This is a genomic window from Cupriavidus sp. (genome assembly GCF_057315035.1).
The window spans coordinates 106,401-125,838 of sequence record NZ_DBHKYV010000013.1 but is presented as its reverse complement, the minus strand read 5'-3'; the positions used below and the strand labels follow the sequence as shown (position 1 = coordinate 125,838).

General features: G+C 61.8%; 17 protein-coding genes and 2 tRNA genes. 13 read left to right on the top strand and 6 right to left on the bottom strand.

The features are described from left to right. The first annotated feature begins 31 nt into the window (after window positions 1-31). Both phoB and phoR read left to right on the top strand, forming a co-directional pair. Window positions 32-739, top strand: coding sequence for a phosphate regulon transcriptional regulator PhoB (gene phoB / locus ACO550_RS17825; protein ID WP_315593301.1), 708 nt, complete (start codon window positions 32-34; stop codon window positions 737-739). 96 nt (window positions 740-835) lie between these two features. Continuing rightward, window positions 836-2,188 carry a phosphate regulon sensor histidine kinase PhoR gene (phoR, locus tag ACO550_RS17820; RefSeq protein WP_315593300.1) on the top strand — a complete coding sequence of 451 codons (1,353 nt, stop codon included), beginning with the start codon at window positions 836-838 and terminating at the stop codon, window positions 2,186-2,188. A 147-nt stretch (window positions 2,189-2,335) separates the two neighbouring features. On the opposite strand, the gene ppk1 is transcribed toward phoR, so the two are convergent. Continuing rightward, window positions 2,336-4,456, bottom strand: a complete 2,121-nt coding sequence (gene ppk1 / locus ACO550_RS17815) for a polyphosphate kinase 1 (RefSeq protein ID WP_315593299.1) — start codon at window positions 4,454-4,456, stop codon at window positions 2,336-2,338. 110 nt (window positions 4,457-4,566) lie between these two features. Here ppk1 and ppx point away from each other — a divergent pair, with 110 nt between their 5' ends. Next, a complete protein-coding gene (ppx, locus tag ACO550_RS17810; protein WP_315593298.1) occupies window positions 4,567-6,099 on the top strand; it encodes an exopolyphosphatase in 1,533 nt (510 codons plus the stop codon). A 134-nt stretch (window positions 6,100-6,233) separates the two neighbouring features. Here ppx and ACO550_RS17805 read toward each other — a convergent pair whose 3' ends face one another. The 3 genes from ACO550_RS17805 to infA form a co-directional block, all read right to left on the bottom strand. Then, the gene (locus ACO550_RS17805) at window positions 6,234-7,082 is read right to left on the bottom strand and encodes a GNAT family N-acetyltransferase (RefSeq protein ID WP_315593297.1); all 849 of its coding nucleotides are present in this window, start codon (window positions 7,080-7,082) and stop codon (window positions 6,234-6,236) included. Between the two features lie 267 nt (window positions 7,083-7,349). Next, complete coding sequence (locus tag ACO550_RS17800) at window positions 7,350-7,826, bottom strand: histidine phosphatase family protein (protein ID WP_315593296.1); 477 nt, start codon at window positions 7,824-7,826, stop codon at window positions 7,350-7,352. A gap of 183 nt (window positions 7,827-8,009) precedes the next feature. Then, window positions 8,010-8,231, bottom strand: a complete 222-nt coding sequence (infA, locus tag ACO550_RS17795) for a translation initiation factor IF-1 (RefSeq protein ID WP_008641674.1) — start codon at window positions 8,229-8,231, stop codon at window positions 8,010-8,012. A gap of 663 nt (window positions 8,232-8,894) precedes the next feature. On the opposite strand from infA, the gene ACO550_RS17790 reads away from it, so the two are divergent. Continuing rightward, entirely contained in the window at window positions 8,895-9,113 is a 219-nt protein-coding gene (locus ACO550_RS17790) for a hypothetical protein (protein ID WP_315593295.1), read from the top strand. Window positions 9,114-9,223: 110 nt separating this feature from the next. Here ACO550_RS17790 and ACO550_RS17785 read toward each other — a convergent pair. Beyond that, window positions 9,224-9,300 (bottom strand) — tRNA-Pro (locus ACO550_RS17785). Between the two features lie 431 nt (window positions 9,301-9,731). On the opposite strand from ACO550_RS17785, the gene ACO550_RS17780 reads away from it, so the two are divergent. Next, window positions 9,732-10,994, top strand: a complete 1,263-nt coding sequence (locus ACO550_RS17780) for a GGDEF domain-containing protein (protein ID WP_315593294.1) — start codon at window positions 9,732-9,734, stop codon at window positions 10,992-10,994. 93 nt (window positions 10,995-11,087) lie between these two features. After that, window positions 11,088-11,164 (top strand) — tRNA-Arg (locus tag ACO550_RS17775). A gap of 253 nt (window positions 11,165-11,417) precedes the next feature. On the opposite strand, the gene ACO550_RS17770 is transcribed toward ACO550_RS17775, so the two are convergent. Beyond that, window positions 11,418-11,978, bottom strand: a complete 561-nt coding sequence (locus ACO550_RS17770) for a TetR family transcriptional regulator (RefSeq protein ID WP_315593293.1) — start codon at window positions 11,976-11,978, stop codon at window positions 11,418-11,420. A 114-nt stretch (window positions 11,979-12,092) separates the two neighbouring features. On the opposite strand from ACO550_RS17770, the gene ACO550_RS17765 reads away from it, so the two are divergent. From ACO550_RS17765 to acdA, 7 genes are all read left to right on the top strand, one after another. Beyond that, window positions 12,093-12,878, top strand: a complete 786-nt coding sequence (locus tag ACO550_RS17765; protein WP_315593339.1) for an SDR family NAD(P)-dependent oxidoreductase — start codon at window positions 12,093-12,095, stop codon at window positions 12,876-12,878. A 92-nt stretch (window positions 12,879-12,970) separates the two neighbouring features. Beyond that, entirely contained in the window at window positions 12,971-13,588 is a 618-nt protein-coding gene (locus tag ACO550_RS17760) for a VOC family protein (RefSeq protein WP_315593292.1), read from the top strand. A gap of 122 nt (window positions 13,589-13,710) precedes the next feature. Next, window positions 13,711-15,054 carry an alpha/beta fold hydrolase gene (locus tag ACO550_RS17755; protein ID WP_315593291.1) on the top strand — a complete coding sequence of 448 codons (1,344 nt, stop codon included), beginning with the start codon at window positions 13,711-13,713 and terminating at the stop codon, window positions 15,052-15,054. Between the two features lie 150 nt (window positions 15,055-15,204). Further along, on the top strand, window positions 15,205-15,684 hold the full coding sequence (locus ACO550_RS17750) for a hypothetical protein (protein ID WP_315593290.1): 480 nt from the start codon (window positions 15,205-15,207) through the stop codon (window positions 15,682-15,684). Window positions 15,685-15,784: 100 nt separating this feature from the next. Beyond that, window positions 15,785-16,687 (top strand): LysR substrate-binding domain-containing protein, encoded by a 903-nt coding sequence (locus ACO550_RS17745; RefSeq protein ID WP_315593289.1) that lies wholly within the window; start codon window positions 15,785-15,787, stop codon window positions 16,685-16,687. Between the two features lie 279 nt (window positions 16,688-16,966). Then, window positions 16,967-18,157 (top strand): CaiB/BaiF CoA transferase family protein, encoded by a 1,191-nt coding sequence (locus ACO550_RS17740; RefSeq protein WP_485994917.1) that lies wholly within the window; start codon window positions 16,967-16,969, stop codon window positions 18,155-18,157. A gap of 19 nt (window positions 18,158-18,176) precedes the next feature. After that, the gene (acdA, locus tag ACO550_RS17735; RefSeq protein WP_315593288.1) at window positions 18,177-19,364 is read left to right on the top strand and encodes a 3-sulfinopropanoyl-CoA desulfinase; all 1,188 of its coding nucleotides are present in this window, start codon (window positions 18,177-18,179) and stop codon (window positions 19,362-19,364) included. Window positions 19,365-19,438 lie beyond the last annotated feature (74 nt).

Here is a 19,438-nt window from a genome sequence, read left to right as displayed (position 1 = left end):
GCGCCAGCACTGATAAGCGGAGAACTATTACATGCCAAGCAGTATTCTCGTTGTCGAAGACGAACCGGCGATCGCCGAACTGATCGCCGTTAATCTCCAGCACGCGGGGCACTATCCGATTCGCGCGTACAACGCCGAGCAGGCGCTGTCGCTGATGAGCGATGTGTTGCCTGACCTTGTGCTGCTGGACTGGATGCTCCCGGGCAAGTCGGGGGCGACCTTCGCCAAGGAGCTTCGTACTAACGATCGCACCAAGCAGATCCCGATCATCATGCTCACCGCGCGCAGCGAAGAGCAGGACAAGGTCATGGGCCTGGAAGCCGGCGCGGACGATTATGTGACCAAGCCGTTCTCGCCCAAGGAACTGCTGGCCCGCATCAAGGCAGTGCTGCGCCGCCGCGCACCGCAGCTGACCGATGACGTGGTTGCCATCAACGGGCTGCGGCTGGATCCGGCCACCCATCGCGTGACGGGGCAGGATGACACTGGTCCGCTCAAGCTGGACCTTGGGCCGACGGAATTCCGGCTGCTGCATTTCCTGATGACGCATCCGGAGCGAGTGCATAGCCGGTCACAATTGCTGGATCAGGTGTGGGGTGACCACGTCTTCGTGGAAGAGCGTACTGTCGACGTGCATATCAAGCGTCTGCGTGCCGCACTGACCCCGGGCGGGTACAGCAACATGATCGAAACAGTGCGCGGCAGCGGCTACCGGCTGGCTCGCTCACCCAGCCATTGATTTCTTCGGCCGGCGGCGGTGCAGCGAGGGCCGCGCCGGCCGATTTGTGGCACACTTCGTCGCAATGCGACTGCCGTCTGAACTTCTACCCCTCGCATGAATGTCATCTGGGCCCGATCCGCGGCCATCCTCGTCAGCCTGGTGGTCATTGCCGCGGGTCTGTACGCCGTGGCCGGCGCCGTACCCGGCCTTCTGTTCCTTTGCGTCTCGCTGTTTCTGCTGCTGGCTTACTACCTGTTCCAGATCAATCGTCTCTGGCGGGTGCTCGATGCGCCGGCCTACGGCGAGATCCCGAGCGCGCTCGGCTTGTGGGGCGAGGTCTATTACCGCCTGCACCGGCTGGTCAAGCGCTGGCGTACCCAGGTGCTGCAGGTTGAACAGCAGCATACGCGGTTTATCCAGGCCATCCAGGCGTCGCCATATGGCGTGCTGATGCTTGACGATGCCGACCAGATCGAATGGTGCAACGGCGTAGCCGAGCAACATTTCGGTTTGAACGCGCGACGCGACGTACGCCAACGCATCACGCACCTGATCCGTCGGCCCGAGTTTGTCCACTACCTGACCCGCGAACGCTACGACGAGCCCCTGATCATGCGCGACATGGGCGAGCACAAGCGCAGTACCACCTCGGTGCAGATCCTGCCCTACGGTGAAAGCCGCAAGCTGGTGCTGACGCAGGACATTACCAAGGTCGAGAATACCGAGGCCATGCGGCGCGACTTCGTGGCCAATGTCTCGCATGAACTGAAGACACCGCTGACGGTGCTGACCGGCTTCCTGGAAACCGTGCGTGATCTGCCGGTGTCCGAGGACGACCGCAAGCGCTATATCGACATGATGCTGGTGCAGTCGATGCGTATGCAGCATATCGTTGAAGACCTGCTGGCGCTGGCCAAGCTCGAATCCGACGCGCAGCCGCCGGCGCTGGACCGTGTCAATGTGGCCGCATTGGCCGCGCATCTGGTGCACGACGCCGAAGCGCTATCCCAGGGGCGCCATGACATTCAGGCCGAGATCGATACGGCGGTGGTCTTGCGCGGCGCCGAGGGCGAATTGCTGTCGGCGCTCGGCAACCTGGTGTCGAACGCCGTACGCTATACGCCCGACGGTGGCCGCATTGCCATTCGCATGACATTCACCGATGGGCATTCCGTGTTTTCGGTCAGCGATACCGGTCTGGGCATTGCGCCCGAACATATCCCGCGCCTGACCGAGCGTTTCTACCGCGTGGACCGCAGCCGCTCGCGCGATACCGGCGGCACCGGCCTGGGCCTGGCCATCGTCAAGCACGTGCTGTCGCGCCACCATGCCGACCTGCGTGTTACCAGCGAAGTAGGGCGCGGCAGCACCTTCCGCATCATCTTCCCGCTCGATCGCAGTGGCTACGAACCCGATGCCGCGCAACCGCTGCCGCAACTGGGCGACGCCCCGCGCCACGCCGCGTAAGCCGAAGTTTTCTCCCCTCTCCCGCACGGCGGGAGAGGGGCCGGGGGAGAGGGCCAGCGGCTCAAGCTGAGACAAGTCGCGAATTGAACCTCACACCCTCTCCCCCAACCCCTCTCCCGCGCGCGGGAGAGGGGAGCAAGGTAAAACTCAAGTCCCGAATTTCAGCAACAGTTCCTGCTGGCTGACCCGCTGCGCCTTTGCGCGCGACGGCCTGCGTACGTACTCGCCGTCCGGCTCCATGATCCATGCCGATGCGTTGTCATGCAGATGCACCTGCAGGCCTTCCTTGATCACGCGTGCTTTCAGCGTGCGATCGAGGATTGGAAACGCAACCTCCACGCGGCGGAACAGGTTGCGGTCCATCCAGTCGGCGCTCGACAGGTACAGCACGTCTTCGCCATCGGCCCGGAAGTAGTAGACGCGGTGATGCTCCAGGAACCGCCCGACAATCGACCGGACCGAGATGTTCTCCGACAGCCCCGGCACGCCCGCGCGCAACGCGCAAACGCCCCGCACGATCAGGTCGATTTTCACGCCGGCTCGCGACGCCTTGTAGAGCTCGTCGATGATGGTCGGTTCCAGCAGCGCGTTCATCTTGGCGATGATGCGCGCGCGTTTGCCGGCGCGGGCATTGCGCGCCTCGGCGCGGATATGCTCGATCAGGTTGCTGTGCATCGTGAACGGCGACTGCCACAAATGGTTCAGCCGGATCGTGCCGGCGGTGCCAGTCAGCAGCTGGAACACGTGATGCACGTCTTCGCACACCTCTTCGTTGGCGGTAAGCAGGCCAAAGTCCGTGTACAGGCGTGCGGTGCGCGGGTGATAGTTGCCGGTGCCAAGATGCACGTAGCGACGCAGTTGCACGTTCTTGGCCTTGGCGCCGGCCAGCTCGCGCCGCACGATCAGCAGCATCTTGGCGTGGCATTTGTGTCCCACCACGCCATAGACCACATGGGCGCCCGCCGATTCGAGCCGCTCCGCCCAGTTGATATTGGTTTCCTCGTCGAAGCGCGCCAGCAGCTCCACCACGACGGTGACTTCCTTGCCATTGCGTGCAGCGGTCATCAGCGCTTCCATGACCGCCGATTCGTTGCCGGTCCGATAGACCGTCTGCTTGATGGCCACCACGTTCGGATCGCTGGCGGCCGCCTGCAACAGGTCGAGCACCGACGCAAAGCTCTCGTACGGATGGTGCAGCAGTACATCGCGCTGCCGGATCGCATCGAACATGTTGGCGCCCGGCGGAAACGCCTTGACCGGGGCGGGAACGTGCGGCGGATATTTGAGCGAGGGGCGATCCACCAGGTCGGGGATCTGCATCAGCCGGACCGGATTGACCGGGCCACTGACGCGGTACAGGTCCTGTTCGCCGAGGCCCGATTCCAGCAACAGACGGCGCGTGAGCGCTGGCGGCGTGTCCGACGAGACTTCCAGGCGAACCGTGTCACCGAAGTGCCGCGTCGGCAGTTCGCCTTGCAACGCTTCGCGCAGATCGGTGATATCGTCCTCGGACACGAACAGGTCCGAGTTGCGCGTGACCCGGAACTGATAGCAACCCAGTACTTCGATGGCCGGGAACAGCTCATGCACGAATGCCTGCATGAACGACGACAGCATCACGAAGCCGTACGGGTAGCCCGACAGCTTCTCGGGCATGCGTACCACGCGCGGCAATGCGCGCGGCGCCTGGACGATCGCCAGGTCGGCATTGCGGCCGAACGCGTCCTTGCCGGACAGTTCGACCACGAAGTTCAGGCTCTTGTTGAGCACGCGCGGGAACGGGTGCGCGGGGTCGAGCGCGATCGGCGTCAGAACCGGCCCCAGTTCGCGTACAAAAAAGTCGCGTGCCCATTCGCGCTGGGCATCGGTCCAGGTGTTGGTCAGGTGAAAGAACACACCTTCTTTTTCGAGCGCGGGGAAAATCACGTTCTGCAGCATGTCATACTGCGAGGCCACCAGGCGCTGCGTGCGCTCGGTGACAAGCTGGTAGGTCTGCTGGAACGAGAGACCGTCGGGCGTCAGGCCCGACGCGTTGTCCCGCATCTGTTCCTTCAGTCCGGCCATGCGGATCTCGAAGAACTCGTCCAGGTTGCTGGAAACGATACAGATGAATTTCAGCCTTTCCAACAACGGAACATTGGGGTCGGCAGCTTGCGCGAGCACGCGCGCATTGAATTCCAGAATGCCCAGCTCGCGGTTCAATAGCGTGCCAGGCGGCGTCGTCGACATGTCTAAAACCTTATTTTGGCGATGTGGCGACTTTTTCATAGAATCGTGTCAGTTTGATGACACTTTGATTTTGTCATGATGCGGACATGACAGAGACATAATCTTACGGGTTTGGGCCACTTTGGCCTATCCCGCGTAACACTAACGCAATGACACAAAATCCCCGCTTGCTGGCCGCCGTCGACATGGGCTCCAACAGCTTCCGCCTGATGATCGGGCGGGTGGATGAAACGCCCACGGCCTCCGGCCCTGCCAGCCAGATATTCCAGGTCGACGCGCTGCGCGAGCCCGTGCGGCTGGCCGCCGGCCTGACCCCGGACAAGTACCTGGACCAGCCCGCGCGTCGGCGCGGCGTTGATGCGCTACGCCGGTTTGGCGACCGCCTGCGCGACTTTGCGCCCGAACAGGTGCGTGCGGTGGCCACCAATACGTTGCGCGTGGCCAAGAACGCGTCTGACTTCCTGATCGAGGCAGAGGCCGCGCTGGGTTTCCCGATAGAAGTGATCGCCGGACGTGAAGAGGCGCGGCTGATCTACCTGGGTGCGTCGCACGATGCGCCAGCCTGCCAGGGCAACCGGCTCGTGGTGGACATCGGGGGCGGTTCCACCGAGTTCATCATTGGCAGCGGCTATCAGTCCAAGCTGATGGAAAGTCTGTACATTGGCTGCGTCTCGCATAGCCGACAGTTCTTCCCGAGCGGCAACGTCGACGAATATGCGATGAAGCAGGCCGAACTGGCGGCGCGCCGTGAGATTCAGGTACTGGTGCGCCAGTACAAGGCGGCGGGATGGCAGCAGGCCGTCGGTTCGTCGGGCACGGCGCGTGCACTGGCCGAGCTGATCGAGCTGAACGGCATGAATGACAATCCGGCCGAGCATGGCATCACGCGCGAAGGCCTCGAACGCCTGAAGCGTGCGCTGGTCAAGGCTGAGAATACCAATCGCGTCAAGCTGACGGGCCTCAAGGCCGACCGCATCCCGGTGCTGCCTGGCGGCCTGTCGATCATGCTCGGCGTGTTCGCCGAACTCGATATCGACCGCATGGACGTGACCGACGGTGCGCTGCGCCTTGGCGTGCTATACGACCTGCTTGGCCGCAGTCACCACGAGGACATGCGCACGGTGACCGTGGACCAGTTCATGCGCCGCTACAGCGTGGACCGTGCGCAAGCCACGCGGGTCGGGCAGGCCGCGCGCCAGTTGCTGGCGCAGTTCCCGGAGCCGCGCAACGAGCGCCGCGATGACAACCTCGCCTTGCTGGGCTGGGCTGCCAACCTCCACGAGATCGGCATGTCGGTCTCACATAGCGGGTATCACAAGCATTCGGCCTATATTTCCACGCACGCCGACATGCCGGGTTTCTCCAAGACCGATCAGGCGCGCCTGGCCACGCTGCTGCTGGGGCATGCGGGCAAATTGGGCAAGCTGTCGGGTAGCGGCAAGTTCGTGGACTGGCGCATGCTGTTCAGCCTGCGGCTGGCCTTTGTTCTGTGCCGCCGCCGCGGCGACATGAAGCTGCCTGAAATCGTGGTCAGGCAGCGCTCCGATGAACTCGATGAAGGGTTCGAGGTGCGCCTGCCGAAATCATGGATCGACGCCAATCCGCTGGTCGAGTACAGCCTCGCGCAGGAAGCCGACGAGTGGGAACGCGTCGGCAAGCGCTACAAGGTCGTGTACGTCTGACAGTTTGGTTTTCTCCCCTCGCCCGCATGGCGGGAGAGGGGCCGGGGGAGAGGGCCAGCGGTTCAAATAGAGGCGGGAGAAAAGCAAAAAAACGGCGACATGCAGATGTCGCCGTTTTTGCTTGCCGGCGGTACTTACCGGTTCAATCCCAGAAAGTGCCGTGCATAGCGTGGATTCATGTCGCGTACGCGCAGCAGCGTCAGGAAGTCGGCGACATTGAAATCGGGGTCCCAGGCGGGCAGGCCGCAGATCTTCGCGCCCAGTCGCAGGTAGCCCTTGATCAGCGCGGGCGGTTCCACGTCCAGCGTCTGGTTCAGATCATCGACTGGCAGCGGCACGCGCGGGAAAGCGTGATATTCGATCGGTGCCAGCGACTTCTCGGCGAACTGGCGATACAGGCTCGCGGCGTAGTGGCCGCCATCGCTCATCGGCACGCTGGCGCAGCCCAGCATCGATTCAAGGTTGTAGCGCTGCAGGTATTCGCCAAGCCCGCCCCACAGCGCCATGATCACGCTACCGGAGCGATAGTCGCGGTGCACGCAGGACCGACCCAGTTCCAGCATCTTCGGGCGCAGATGCGCCAGGCGGACCAGATCGAATTCGGATTCGGCGTAGAGGCAGCCGATGCGCTTGGCCTGGTGCGGCGGCAGTACGCGGTAGGTGCCAACCACCTTCAGCGTCTCCTGGTCGCGTACGATCAGGTGATCGCAGTAGGCGTCGAACATGTCGATGTCGGTCTCGGCGACCGACGATTGCAGGCGTGCGCCCATTTCCTCGGCAAACACCTTGTAGCGCAGGCGCTGTGCCTCGGCTACTTCGTCTTGGTGACGTGCCCACGCCACGCTGAAAGCAGGCGCCGGAGCTTGTGTTTCGGTTTGACGTTGTGTTGGCTGACGAGGAAGACGCCTCCGCGCCGACTGGCCAGTCAGGCCAGTGGGCAAGGAGTCGAACAGCGGCTGGGTAGGCGTCGGAAGGTCTCGCATCAGTGTGTCCTTTCGGTGACGAAACGGCTTCGAAACAATGTAGAGAGGCCGAGTGACAGCGCCGTGAACTGATGGTGACCGTTACGTGACAGCAACATCATTGTCGTGGGCGCAGGCTTGAAAGGTAGGCTGGGCCTGCGCGATCGGACATGGCCGATCGGCGATAAACGACAAATCTATGGCGAAACTGTGACAGCGCGGCGTTGCGCGCGCGCTGTCAGCGATGGCTTCAGGAGGGACTGGACTGCCTGGATTGCCTGGGTTGGTTCAGAGGAGGTCGGGCTGGATCACCGCGCGCAGCACAACCTGTGCTTCGCTTTCGCGGGTGCGTCCCGCCAGCCACCAGATGCCGCTCTTCTTGACGCTCCATGGCATTTCCTGGCCCGCCATCAGCAGGCTGACCAGTTGGCCGATCCAGGGCTGGTGACCCACGATCACGGTGTGCTCATGCCCTTGCGGCCAGTCGATCGCGGCGAGGACCGCGCCAACATCGGCTCCCGGTGCCAGGGCATCGAGGATCTCGACCTTGCCCGAAAGGGTTGACGCGGTTTCGCGCGTGCGCAATGCGGGACTGCAGACCACGCGATAGTCTGCGGGCAGATGGGCGCGCAACCAGGCTGCCGATGCTTCCGCCTGCTTGCGGCCGCGGCGCGTTAGCGGCCGTTGCAGATCCGCGCTGCGCGAGATGCTTAACGCGGCGGGCAGGTCCTCGGCTTCGGCGTGGCGCCACAGAATCAGGTTCATGTCGGGGCAGGGGCTTGGTCGAGCCTTGAGTATGGTGACGCGTGACGCCGGCCGCAAGGTGCAAGTCGGCGCCAAAAAAACAAAACGGGCTATCCGGTGGGCAAGGCCCACGGATAGCCCGTCAGTGTCGACAGCGGCGATGTCATCCGCATGACAGCGGGACATCGCCTGCGCGGCGCAAACTCAGGATTTGTGGCGGAAATTGATGCGGCCCTTGGTCAGGTCGTAAGGCGACATTTCCAGGGTGACGCGATCGCCTGCCAGGATACGGATGCGGTGCTTCTGCATCTTGCCCGAGGCGTATGCCCAGATTTCCACGCCGTTTTCCAGCGTCACGCGATAACGGTTGTCGGGCAGGGCTTCCGACACCACGCCGCCAAATTCAATGAGTTCTTCCTTAGCCAATCTGTTTTCCTTTGTGGCAGCCCTGACGGCTGCATGAGTTAGAGACGATCCTGTGGATGCCAGTGCCAGCTATGCAGGCATTGGCTCCGCCGCCATGGCGGCAGCCGCGCGAGACCATTCCGGCAGGCAAACCGACGGGTTCAGCCGGACAACCCGGCCAAACGGGTCAGGTAAATCGTGGAGGGGCGCGGATGACCCAGACGATTGCCTTGCCGCTTGCGGTCGCGCATGCAACAGGCGCGTCCGTGTGCATCACGGGGACAGGCGGGCAAGGTGTTTCCGGGGACGTCAGCAGATCCAGCTTCCTCATATGGGGCAAGCGGATCGCATTTTCCAGTGCGCCTGGCGGCGCGTACCCGGTTACAGGGCATGCTCAGATACCCCGAACTGACGCGCGATTGTAGCACGTTCATCCCTTGTTCGCAGGCGCAGCATTGGATTCGGCGCAGCAGGGGAAACGACATGTGCTGGCGCAGGCTGGCGTTGTGCGGTGCCGCATGTGCAGGGGAAGAGGCGGGACTGGCGCAGGTTTAGCCGCGCCTTGCACAATCCACCGCAAGGATGAGGGGCGTCACATGGTTTCCGTAACGTGTTTCATGCAGAATTCGCTCCGCCCCGAGCCATATGGGGCGCATCGATTACAAGAAACGGGGAAGCAGGATCATGTGCGCAATCTTTGCCCTGGTGGCATGTGTTGTTCTGGGAGCGCCAGTCGAGTTGTACGGACTGGGCGCCATCTGCGCGGTTTGGGATCTGTTCAGGGCGGCGGACATGCGCAAGCAGATGCGCGTGCTCGAGGCTCATATCGAGGACCTCGAAATGCCGGCCCCTGCGGCGGTACGCCACGACGACCTTGCGCCTCGCGGCCAGGTGATCGCCTGAAGGGAGTCAGGCGGGCCGTACTGGTCCGCCGGAAGAATGCCTGAAAAGAAAAAGGGCTCACGTCTGTCGACGTGAGCCCTTGATCAACTACCTAGAACTACTTGCAAATATGGTCGGAGCGATAGGATTCGAACCTACGACCCTCTGATCCCAAATCAGATGCGCTACCAGGCTGCGCTACGCTCCGAAGACGGCGATTCTAGCGTGAAGCGATCCGCGCAGTCAAATGCGGCGTGAAGATAATTGTTGTGTGGCGAAAGTGGCGTCGCGGGCGCAGGCCAACACCCTGCTTCAGGTGGGAGCGCATTTGGCTTGACTTGGTACGTTGCGCTGACATAATCCGCACACCGCAACGGTCCGACCCGGCGCTTCGCGCCAGGCATTGCAGTGCCCACTTGGACCAGGTCCCGACTATCACAACTATGGTATGCCGGCCCCCGCTAGCGACGCGGGCCGCCGGACACTGCCTGAGCCATGCCTCGCCGGTGCGTCATAGCACCGGGAGCCGGGCAACCGGACCTGCGGAAAACAAAACAAGGACGGCTGTCGCAGGCCGCAATCAGAAGGTGGGCCAGTGCGTGCGGAGCACTGGCGATGCCTTTGTGAACGGGAATGAAGATGTTTCAGTCGCAGGTGGTAGTGCTGATCGCAGGCTTGTTTGCGCTGCAGATGGCAATCGTCTGTGCCGTGTTGCGGCGCTCCGCCGGTATGGAGCGCAGCGGGCTCACTTCGTGGGCACTCGGCGACCTGATCGTGGCGCTGGCGGTGGTGCTATTGGCCGCACACGCCTACCGCCCCGCATGGCCGCTGACCGCGCTGCCTGAGCTGGCGCTGACCGCAGGGCTATCGATGATGGTCTACGGCACGCGCCATTTCGCAGGCAAACCAGGGCGCGGCATCGTGCTGGCAGTGCTGAACCTGCCCGGCATGACTGCGCTGGTGCTGCATGCCAGCAGCGAAATGGCCGGCGTTGTGGCGGGCCTGCAACCGTTTCCGGTGTCGGCCCCCGCCGTGGCGGGTCTCACGCTGGCGGCTTCGGCCATTCAGGTGCTGCTGTTACTCGAACTGATCCGCATTACCGTGCCGCGTCTGCCCGCAAAGCGTGGCACCGGCCGCCTGGCCGCGCTGTGCCTGATTCTCGTGGCGCTCGCCTGCACCGTGATGGCCGGTGCGCAGTCGTGGTTCCTGCTTTCCTCGCTGGTCGATGGCCATCCACCGCAGGCGTTCGAAGAGCAAGGCGGCATCAGCGTCTGGTTCGTGTTTGGTGTCGTGGGGTTGTCGGTCAGCTTTGCGCTGATGGCGCATGACCGCTTGCGCCGGATCATTGAACGACGTGCGCGCCACGACGACCTGACCGGCGTACTGTCTCGCGGGGCTTTCTGGGAAGAACTGGAAGATGCCTGCAAGCTGGCCGAGCGCCAACGCGAGCCAATTTCCGTTGCCTTTATCGACCTCGATCATTTCAAGGCAATCAACGATCTTTACGGCCATCTGGCCGGTGACAGCGTGCTGCGTCATTTTGCCGGGCTGCTGCGCAAGGCGGCGCCAGCACGTGCCGTGATCGGCAGGCTGGGCGGCGAGGAATTTGCGATCGTGATGCCCGACATGACGCTGGAAACCGGCCGCGCCATCAGCCTGCGCCTGAGTGCCCTGGTGCGCGCCACGCCGTGTCCGTCGGAACCCGATGCGATTGCCTATACGGTCAGTATCGGCATGGCCGAGCGCCAGCCGGGCGAGAATGCCGATGCCGTGATGCGCCGCGCCGATCGCGCACTCTATGATGCCAAGCAGATGGGCCGCAACTGCGTGTCGTCCCACGATGCAGGCGAAGGCGTCGGCATGCCACGGCGCCCGCGCGTACGCGAGCGCGAGTCTTCCTGACAGGCACGCCTTCGCGCATTCCGCTTTTGTCCGGGATACGGCGCGCTGCGGTAGAATGCACGCCTTGCCGCAATGGCAAGGACTCAAGATGCGCCGCCCTTAGCTCAGTTGGATAGAGCACTCGCCTTCTAAGCGAGCGGCCAGAGGTTCGAATCCTCTAGGGCGGGCCAACATCCATGCGGGTTTGCGGGTCATCGCGATGCGCACCTCTCCAATCTGCTCGGGGCCGGATCTCCCAGTAGGGTAATGGGAGGGCAATGGCAGGCGCGTTCCGGTACAGGTGGATGACCCGAAGGTCAGATAGGGAACCGCCCCGGAGCCGATCCAGGTGACTACCTGACGTCTGCTTCGCAATCCATTTTGGCCACTCAGAACTACGCAGGCAGGTCACCGAAAATGGCCGATCTCAGCTGAGCAAACTACTCATCCTGCTGATCCCTTTGTGCACTCGAGGATCCATGCGTGCGTCTGCTCAAGCACCTCGTTGGAAAGCGTCGGATCCTGCGCCAGCCGCGCGAGGATTACGGCGCCGACCATTGCCGCATAGCTGCCAATCGCAGTGCGCCGCACTATGGCTTCGTTGGGTTGAGGTGCGCTCGCTGCGAAGCTCTCAATTCGCTTTCGTAGCCCCTCTGCCATCGCAGCGCGTGCTTCTGGCGTCTGCCGTACGGTTTCCGCGCCAAGTGCCGCTATCGGGCAGCCGCCCGCTACATCGTCGCGATGGGCAGGCGACAGATAGCTCTCCGTATAGCGCACGAGGTCGGCGTCCGCGCGCGCGCCTTGCGCAGTCAAATATGTGAGCGTTTGTGCAATCAGGTCGTCCTTTGACTTGAAGTAGCCATAGAAGCCACCGTGCGTGAGCCCAGCGGCCTTCATCACATCAGCGACCGTCACTGCGTCAAAACCCTGCGCGCGGAAGAGGCGGCTCGCGGCGTCCAAAATCGTCTGCCGGTTCTCGGCAACTTGCTCTCGGCTGACTTTCATTTCCCCTCCACACTCTATTCCTTGACATTATACATGTCATCTATCATGATAAATCTAATCATGATGACTGTCATGATTGGTGACTTGGGCGTATCTGAAGGAGCAACAAACGAGATGACCACGAAACCTGCTGTACTCATCACCGGCGCTTCTACCGGCATCGGCGCCATGTACGCCGATCGCTTCGCGAAGCGCGGCCATGATCTTGTCCTCGTTGCGCGTGATCGCAGCCGCATGGAGCATCTTGCCGCGACATTGCAAGCTGAGAATGGTATCGGCGTCGACGTCGTCAAGGCTGACCTCACCAACGCCGCTGAACTCGGTCAGGTGGAGGCACGCCTGCGCGATGACACGAGCATCGGCGTACTTGTGAACAACGCCGGCATGAGTGCGCCTGGCACCTTCGTCGAACAGGCGCCAGACACCGTCGCCGCGATCGTCAATCTGAACACGACCGCACTCGTACGACTCGCTGCAGCGGTCGCACCGCGCTTTGTACAAGCGGGTAAGGGCGCGATCGTGAATATCGCCTCTGTGGTCGGGCTCGCGCCGGAATTCGGTCTGACGGTCTATGGAGCTACGAAGGCGTTCGTGTTGTTTCTTTCACAGGGGTTGCAACTCGAACTCGGACCAAAGGGGGTCTACGTGCAAGCGGTGCTGCCCGCGGCGACGCGTACCGAAATCTGGGCGCGTGCGGGCAAGGACGTCAACGCAATGCCTGGAGTGATGGAAGTTGACGAGCTCGTCGACGCCGCGCTGGTTGGCTTCGATCGCCGCGAACCGATCACGATTCCGCCATTGCCCGACGACGCTCAGTGGGACGCATACCAGGCCGCACGGCAGGCCATGTTGCCAAATTTCGAGCAGGAGCATGCGGCGGGACGCTATCGCAACGTGTAGTGCGCGCGGCCCGGTGGGTCTCGTAGCGACGGCCGTAACAAAGCGGACGCTGGTTGCATCCAGCCAATCCCATCCCCTCCAGGAGTTTTATTGTGAAGACTATTGCCACTAACGACATGAAGCTCGAAGTTGTCGTCATTCCGGTTTCGGATGTGGATCGCGCCAAGCATTTCTATGCCAACCTGGGCTGGAAGCTCGACGCCGATTTCGCCAAGGGTGACGCGTTTCGCGTCCTGCAGTTCACGCCCCCAGGTTCATCGTGTTCGATCCACTTTGGCTCGGGAATCACATCGGCGCTCCCGGGCACTGCGCAGGGACAGTATCTCGCTGTGTCTGACATTGAGGCCGCGCGCACCGAGCTCGTCGGTCTCGGTGTCGACGTTAGCGAAGTGTTCCACCGTGGCGTTGGGGAGCCCCCCCAGAGTGGCACGCATCCGCAGCGGCAGACCTACTCCTCATATGCCACGTTCAACGACCCTGACGGTAACACTTGGCTGTTGCAGGAGGTCACCGCGCGATTGCCGGGGCGCGTGAATGCGGACACGGCGACGTTCGCTTCACCAACGGAACTCGCGGCCGCGTTGCGACGTGCGGCCGCCGCGCATGGGGAGCACGAGAAGCGCAACGGCGGCAAGCACGACGAAGGCTGGCCGGACTGGTACGCCGAGTACATCGTGCGAGAGCAATCTGGCCAGGAACTGCCGTCGTAAGCGACGGCGCCCCTCACCGGGGGCAGGTGGAGCTCATGACTATGACGCCAACCACAGTTGCATCTATACATTAACGCTAACAGAGCGCGTGGCAGACTCGCGCTCGTATTCGGAAGTTCACCATGTTCAACGCATCTTCAGCGCCAATTCGGCGCCGCCTTCCTGCATTGACTGCGGCTGTACTCGGTCTTGTTCTGGCCACTGCCTTCGGTTATGCGCACGCCATCCCGGCTGCAGGTCAATCCGTCGCGGAGCAGCGCGTAACAGCGACAAACGAGTCGATCCGTCCTTTCCCAAAGGTCCATGTTCCGCAGAAGACCATTGACGAGCTTCGTCGGCGGATCGCGACAACGCAATGGCCGGAAAGGGAAACCGTAGCAGATTCTTCGCAAGGCGTGCCACTCGCGACCATGCAGAAACTCGCGCACTACTGGGCGACGGATTATGACTGGCGCAAGGCGGAAGCGAAGCTGAACGCGTTTCCACAGTTTGTCACGACCATCGACGGGGTGGACATCCACTTCATTCATGTTCGCTCGAAAGAGCCCAATGCGCTTCCATTGATCATCAACCATGGCTGGCCAGGCTCCGTACTCGAACAGATCAAGCTAATCGGCTTGCTGACGGATCCGGTCGCGCATGGCGGGAAGGCCGAAGAGGCGTTCGACGTCGTTATCCCGTCAATGCCGGGCTACGGTTTCTCCGGCAAGCCGACGAACACTGGCTGGGGTCCCGAACACATGGCGCGCGCCTGGGCGGAGCTGATGCACCGTCTCGGATATAAGCAATACGTTGCTCAGGGCGGCGACTGGGGCGCGTTTGTCGTTGATCAGATGGGCTTGCAGGCTCCTCCGGGACTGCTCGGCATCCACACCAACATGCCCGCGACGGTTCCAGCCGACGTCGACAAGGCGCTCCAGATCGGCGCTCCCGCGCCTGCCGGTCTGTCAGTGGAGGAAAATCGCGCCTATGAGCAACTTGCGCATACGTTCAAGGTAGTGGACTACGCCAGGATAATGGGATCGCGTCCGCAGACGCTCTATGGCATTGCCGACTCACCCGTCGGCCTCGCCGCCTGGCTTCTCGACCACAATGATGCGGATGGCCAGCCCGCTGCGGCAGTCGCCTCGGCCCTGGACCGGATTAAGAGCGCCACAGGCGAACTGACACGTGACGAGATTCTTGACAACATCACGTTGTACTGGCTGACCAACACCGGAGTCTCTGCATCTCGTCTCTACTGGGAATATAAGGGAGGCTTCTTTAACGCCAAAGGGGTCAAGATCCCGGTGGCCGTGAGCGTGTTCCCCGGCGAGCAGTATCAGGCGCCGCGGAGCTGGACAGAGAAGGCGTACTCCAACCTCATCTACTACCACCAAGTTGAGAAGGGCGGCCACTTCGCTGCATGGGAGCAACCGGTGATCTTCGCCCAGGAACTGAGGGCAGCATTCAGGCCGCTGCGCTGAACTAGTTGACGCCAACGGATTTACTCCAAGGCGTCCACTTCCTGGCTACACGAACTGCTTCGTTTCTCGCTGCAAGATCGGTCCTGTAGAGCGCTCCCTAATTGCGTTGAAGCCCTGGTTCGCAACGAGCCAAGGGGAGCTAACCTGCCCATGGCATTTGACTTCGAGGCTTGGCAACAAATCCCCTTTGTTCGGTCTTCAACCGTGGAAAAATGCAATGAAGAAGGTGGTATCGGAATGAGGTTCAATTTTGACGAGATCATCGACCGGCGTGGTACCAACTCGATGAAGTGGGACCAGGGCGCCCAGCGCCTGACGCGGGAACAATTTGAGGCTGATCCGCTGCCGATGTGGGTTGCGGACATGGATTTCCGGATTGCGCCTGCGATCTCGCAAGCGTTGCACGGGATGATTGACATGGGGGTGTTCGGCTATGGGGGCACCACCGCCGCTTGTGCGGAGGCCGTTATTGACTGGCATGCACGGCGCTTCGGATGGAAGCCAAGCCTGGCGCCCGAACCAGACACCTGCCGAATTCTGATCACCAACGATTCGCATGCGCAATTGAAAAAGACTTCAACCCGTGACTGGACCCCTAATCACAGTCTGAGCGAAACGTCTGGGAGGTAGGGCGGTGCGAGGCCCGGTTGACATTCACCAAGCATGAGATTATTTTCAATTCTTTCTTATAAGTCATGAGCCGCAGCTCAAATGCGGATCTCATCGAAGCATGCCAAAATCCGCGCGAACGCAGGTCCCGACCCTCAGGCAGCTCGAACTGCTGCTGGCGCTGGTCTCGTCGGACGGTATAGCCGGCGCGGGAGCAAAGCTCGGGATGACGCCGTCTGCCACCAGCCACGCCCTGCGCGCACTGGAGGATGCGCTGGGCGTTCAGCTGGTCGAGCGCAATCCCACGGGGGTGTCGCTGACGTTTGCAGGCGAGCAAGTCCTTCCTCACGTCCGTGACGTCTTTGCGTCCATGCAATTGGTCACGGCCACGGCAAAAGCCGGTGCGGAACTGAAGACCGGATTGATTAAGGTCGGATCCTTTGGGGCGAGTGCGACATTGCACGCGCTTCCCAAGCTCCTCGAACGATTCAGAAAGAAGTATCCCGGCGTGAGCGTATCCGTTACGGAACGCCCAGACGAGGAGACGAGCCGGGATCTCATCGAACGACGGATCGAACTGGCGGCCGTCACGCTTCCCAAGAGCGACTTCGAAACGGTGACGTTGGCGGTCGATGAGCTGGTGGCAGTCCTCCCGCAAGGACACCCGCTGGCCCAGAAACGTGAAGTCCAGCTCGCGGAGATCACACTGCACCCGTTCCTCCTGACTCGAGCAGGATCCCAGACCCTGATCCGCCGCTTGTTCACGAGACACAATTGCACCCCGACCATTGTTCATGAGCTACTGCAGATCATGTCGATCCTGGAGTATGTAGCGCGAGGAGAGGGCGTTTCCATCCTTGCCCGGCTTGCGGTGCCTGACGCCTATCCAGGCGTCGTCTACCGTCCCTTGCTACCGCAGACGCGTCGAAGTATCGGCCTCGCCTGCCTTGACCAAAATCGGCTTTCGCCCGCAGCGAAGGCGTTGTGGCAGGAGGCCAAGCGCATCAGCGTCGCCAGGCATTGATCCGGGCTCGGTGAGGCGGCGCCGGTGATCGACGCGACATGAGCCTTTTCTTAGTTGATCATGAACGGAAGCAGAGGGAAAAGTGTGCGCCACTGCCGAAATGCTGAGGGCGTCGGCCGGCTTGCAGAACAATTCAATTGAGGTTGCTTCGAGTTGATTTTTAGAATGGCCGCATGCAAGAACAGGAGACGTCTTCATGCAGCATATCAATGCCTTCTCGAAATCCTTGGCCCTGGCCTTCTTCTCGGTTGAGCACATTGCTCTGCAATGGAGCAAGAGATGATGGCGCATCTGGAAAAATCTGCGCTGGCAGGCGTCAAGGTGCTGGACCTTTCCAGAATCCTCGCCGGTCCAAGCGCTACCCAGCTCCTTGGTGACCTCGGGGCTGATGTCGTCAAGGTGGAGCGCCCAAACGAAGGAGATGACACCCGTAAATGGGGTCCTCCCTACATCCACGACACCGACGGCAACCCCACCAACGAAAGCGCGTATTACCTGAGCGCCAATCGGAACAAGCGCTCGATTGCCATCGATATGGCTACCGAGGAAGGGCGTGCACTGATTCATCAACTCATCGAGCAAGCCGACGTGCTTGTCGAAAACTACAAGGTTGGCGGGCTTGCGCGCCACGGCCTTTCCTACGAGCAACTCAAGGACCGCTACCCTGGGTTGATTTACTGTTCGATCACTGGCTTCGGTCAGACTGGCCCTTATGCCGAGCGCCCGGGGTATGACTTCCTGATCCAGGGTATGGGCGGCATCATGAGCCTGACCGGCGAGCCCGAGGGCCAGCCGATGAAGGTCGGTGTCGGAATAGCCGACGTGATGACCGGCATGTACGCCACAGTCGGCATCCTTGCAGCGCTACATCATCGCGCGGCATCGGGCGAGGGTCAGCACATCGATGTGTCGCTGCTTGACTCCCAGATAGCCTGGCTCGTCAACGGGGCGACAAACTACCTTGCCGATGGCGCGCTGCCTAAACGGCTTGGCAATGGGCATCCGAACATCGTGCCTTACCAAGTCTTCGACACTGCCGATTCGCCGATGATCCTGGCCGTCGGCAACGACGGGCAGTTCGCACGTTTCTGCGAAGTGGCGGGGGTCGCGCACCTGGCCTCGGATCCACGTTTCCAAACCAATTCCGCACGCATAGTCAATCGCATCGATATCTGCGAACTGGTCGCGCAAGCGCTCGAGCAACGGAGTCGCGCCGATTGGCTCGCCGCGCTCGAAGCCGCTGGCGTGCCATGCGGACCCGTCAACAATCTCGAGGATGTCTTCCACGATCCGCACGTAAAGGCGCGCGGCGCTGAAATCAGGATGCCATGCTCGTGGGCGAGGGACGGACACCTTCGGCTTCTTGCGAATCCGTTAAAGCTCTCGACGACGCCAGCGAGCTATCGCAACCCGCCGCCACGCCTGGACGAGCATCGCGACGCGATTCTCAAGGATTGGCTGAACCGCTAAGGAAGTAGAGGAGATGAGTATGTTTGAATTGAGCGCTGAACAGAAAGAACTGCAGTTGGCAGCACGCGATCTCGCACAGAATGTCTTCGCGCCGACCGCTGCGAACACCGATGTGACCGAAGCCTACCCGTGGGCGAACGTTGATCGATTGCTGTCCGAGGGCTTCATGGGAATGACAGTCCCCAAGGAGTTTGGCGGGCAGGGACGCGGCTATCACGACACCGTGATCGTCATCGAGGAGATGGCGAAGGCGTGTGCAACGATGGGCCGTATCACGGTAGAGGCCAATATGGGAGCCATCGGGGCCATCATGCGATATGGCACCGACGAGCAACGCAAGGTTGCCGCGGCTGCCGTGCTCAGTGGCGACAAGCCTGCCATTTGTATCTCCGAGCCCAACGCCGGTAGTGCAGCCAGCGAGATGACGACCCGCGCGGACAAGAAGGGCGACCACTACATCCTCAACGGCGAGAAGTACTGGATCACGGGCGGCGGCGTATCCCGGCTTCACCTGATCTTCGCGCGCGTATTTGACGATGGCGTGGACCAGGGAATCGGCGCGTTCATCTGCATGCGCGACGGCAATTCGCCCGAGGGCCTCGTGATCGGACGTCGGCTGTACGCCATGGGCGTGCGCGGTATTCCCGAAACGCATCTCGAATTCCATGATCTGAAGATCCACAAGTCCATGCTCGTGGTGCCGCCGGGCGGGTTGAAGCGTGGCTTTGCATCGCTGATGAGTGCCTACAACGCACAACGTGTGGGTGCAGGAACTGTTGCACTCGGCATTGCCCAGGGTGCCTTCGAGGAAGGGGTGCATTACGCAAAGTCCCGGGAACAGTTTGGCCGCCCGATCGCGGAGTTCCAGGGCCTCCAATGGATGATCAGTGACATGTCGATCCAGCTCGAAGCCGCCCGACTGCTGCTGCACGCCGCAGCTTGCAGCGGGCCGGAATTCCCGGACATCGCCAAGGCCGCTCGCGCAAAGATCTTCGCTGCCGAGACCGCCAACAAGGTGACCAACGACTCGCTGCAACTGTATGGCTCGTCGGGCTATGGCCGCCACAACCCGATGGAACGACATGTTCGCGACGCCAGAATGTTCACCATCGCCGGCGGTACCGCGCAGATCCTGCGCACGCAGGTGGCCGGCAACATCCTGGGGATGAAGCTGCCGCAGACTCGCGACGGCTACGTCCCGCGGTAGCGGCACGGCCATTCATCGCCACTCCCAAAAAAACCAGACGAGCGGAGCCGGGATGCCGATTGGCAGCCCGGCTC

Excerpts from the sequence above, each read along its gene's own strand:
- phoB (WP_315593301.1), top strand. The coding sequence starts at position 32 with ATGCCAAGCAGTATTCTCGTTGTCGAAGACGAACCGGCGATCGCCGAA.
- phoR (WP_315593300.1), top strand. The coding sequence starts at position 836 with ATGAATGTCATCTGGGCCCGATCCGCGGCCATCCTCGTCAGCCTGGTG.
- ACO550_RS17750 (WP_315593290.1), top strand. The coding sequence starts at position 15,205 with ATGGCATTTGACTTCGAGGCTTGGCAACAAATCCCCTTTGTTCGGTCT.
- ACO550_RS17755 (WP_315593291.1), top strand. The coding sequence starts at position 13,711 with ATGTTCAACGCATCTTCAGCGCCAATTCGGCGCCGCCTTCCTGCATTG.
- ppk1 (WP_315593299.1), bottom strand. The coding sequence starts at position 4,456 with ATGAAAAAGTCGCCACATCGCCAAAATAAGGTTTTAGACATGTCGACG.
- acdA (WP_315593288.1), top strand. The coding sequence starts at position 18,177 with ATGTTTGAATTGAGCGCTGAACAGAAAGAACTGCAGTTGGCAGCACGC.
- ppx (WP_315593298.1), top strand. The coding sequence starts at position 4,567 with ATGACACAAAATCCCCGCTTGCTGGCCGCCGTCGACATGGGCTCCAAC.
- ACO550_RS17790 (WP_315593295.1), top strand. The coding sequence starts at position 8,895 with ATGTGCGCAATCTTTGCCCTGGTGGCATGTGTTGTTCTGGGAGCGCCA.
- ACO550_RS17740 (WP_485994917.1), top strand. The coding sequence starts at position 16,967 with ATGATGGCGCATCTGGAAAAATCTGCGCTGGCAGGCGTCAAGGTGCTG.
- ACO550_RS17765 (WP_315593339.1), top strand. The coding sequence starts at position 12,093 with ATGACCACGAAACCTGCTGTACTCATCACCGGCGCTTCTACCGGCATC.
- ACO550_RS17770 (WP_315593293.1), bottom strand. The coding sequence starts at position 11,978 with ATGAAAGTCAGCCGAGAGCAAGTTGCCGAGAACCGGCAGACGATTTTG.
- ACO550_RS17745 (WP_315593289.1), top strand. The coding sequence starts at position 15,785 with ATGCCAAAATCCGCGCGAACGCAGGTCCCGACCCTCAGGCAGCTCGAA.
- ACO550_RS17800 (WP_315593296.1), bottom strand. The coding sequence starts at position 7,826 with ATGAACCTGATTCTGTGGCGCCACGCCGAAGCCGAGGACCTGCCCGCC.
- ACO550_RS17780 (WP_315593294.1), top strand. The coding sequence starts at position 9,732 with ATGTTTCAGTCGCAGGTGGTAGTGCTGATCGCAGGCTTGTTTGCGCTG.
- ACO550_RS17805 (WP_315593297.1), bottom strand. The coding sequence starts at position 7,082 with ATGCGAGACCTTCCGACGCCTACCCAGCCGCTGTTCGACTCCTTGCCC.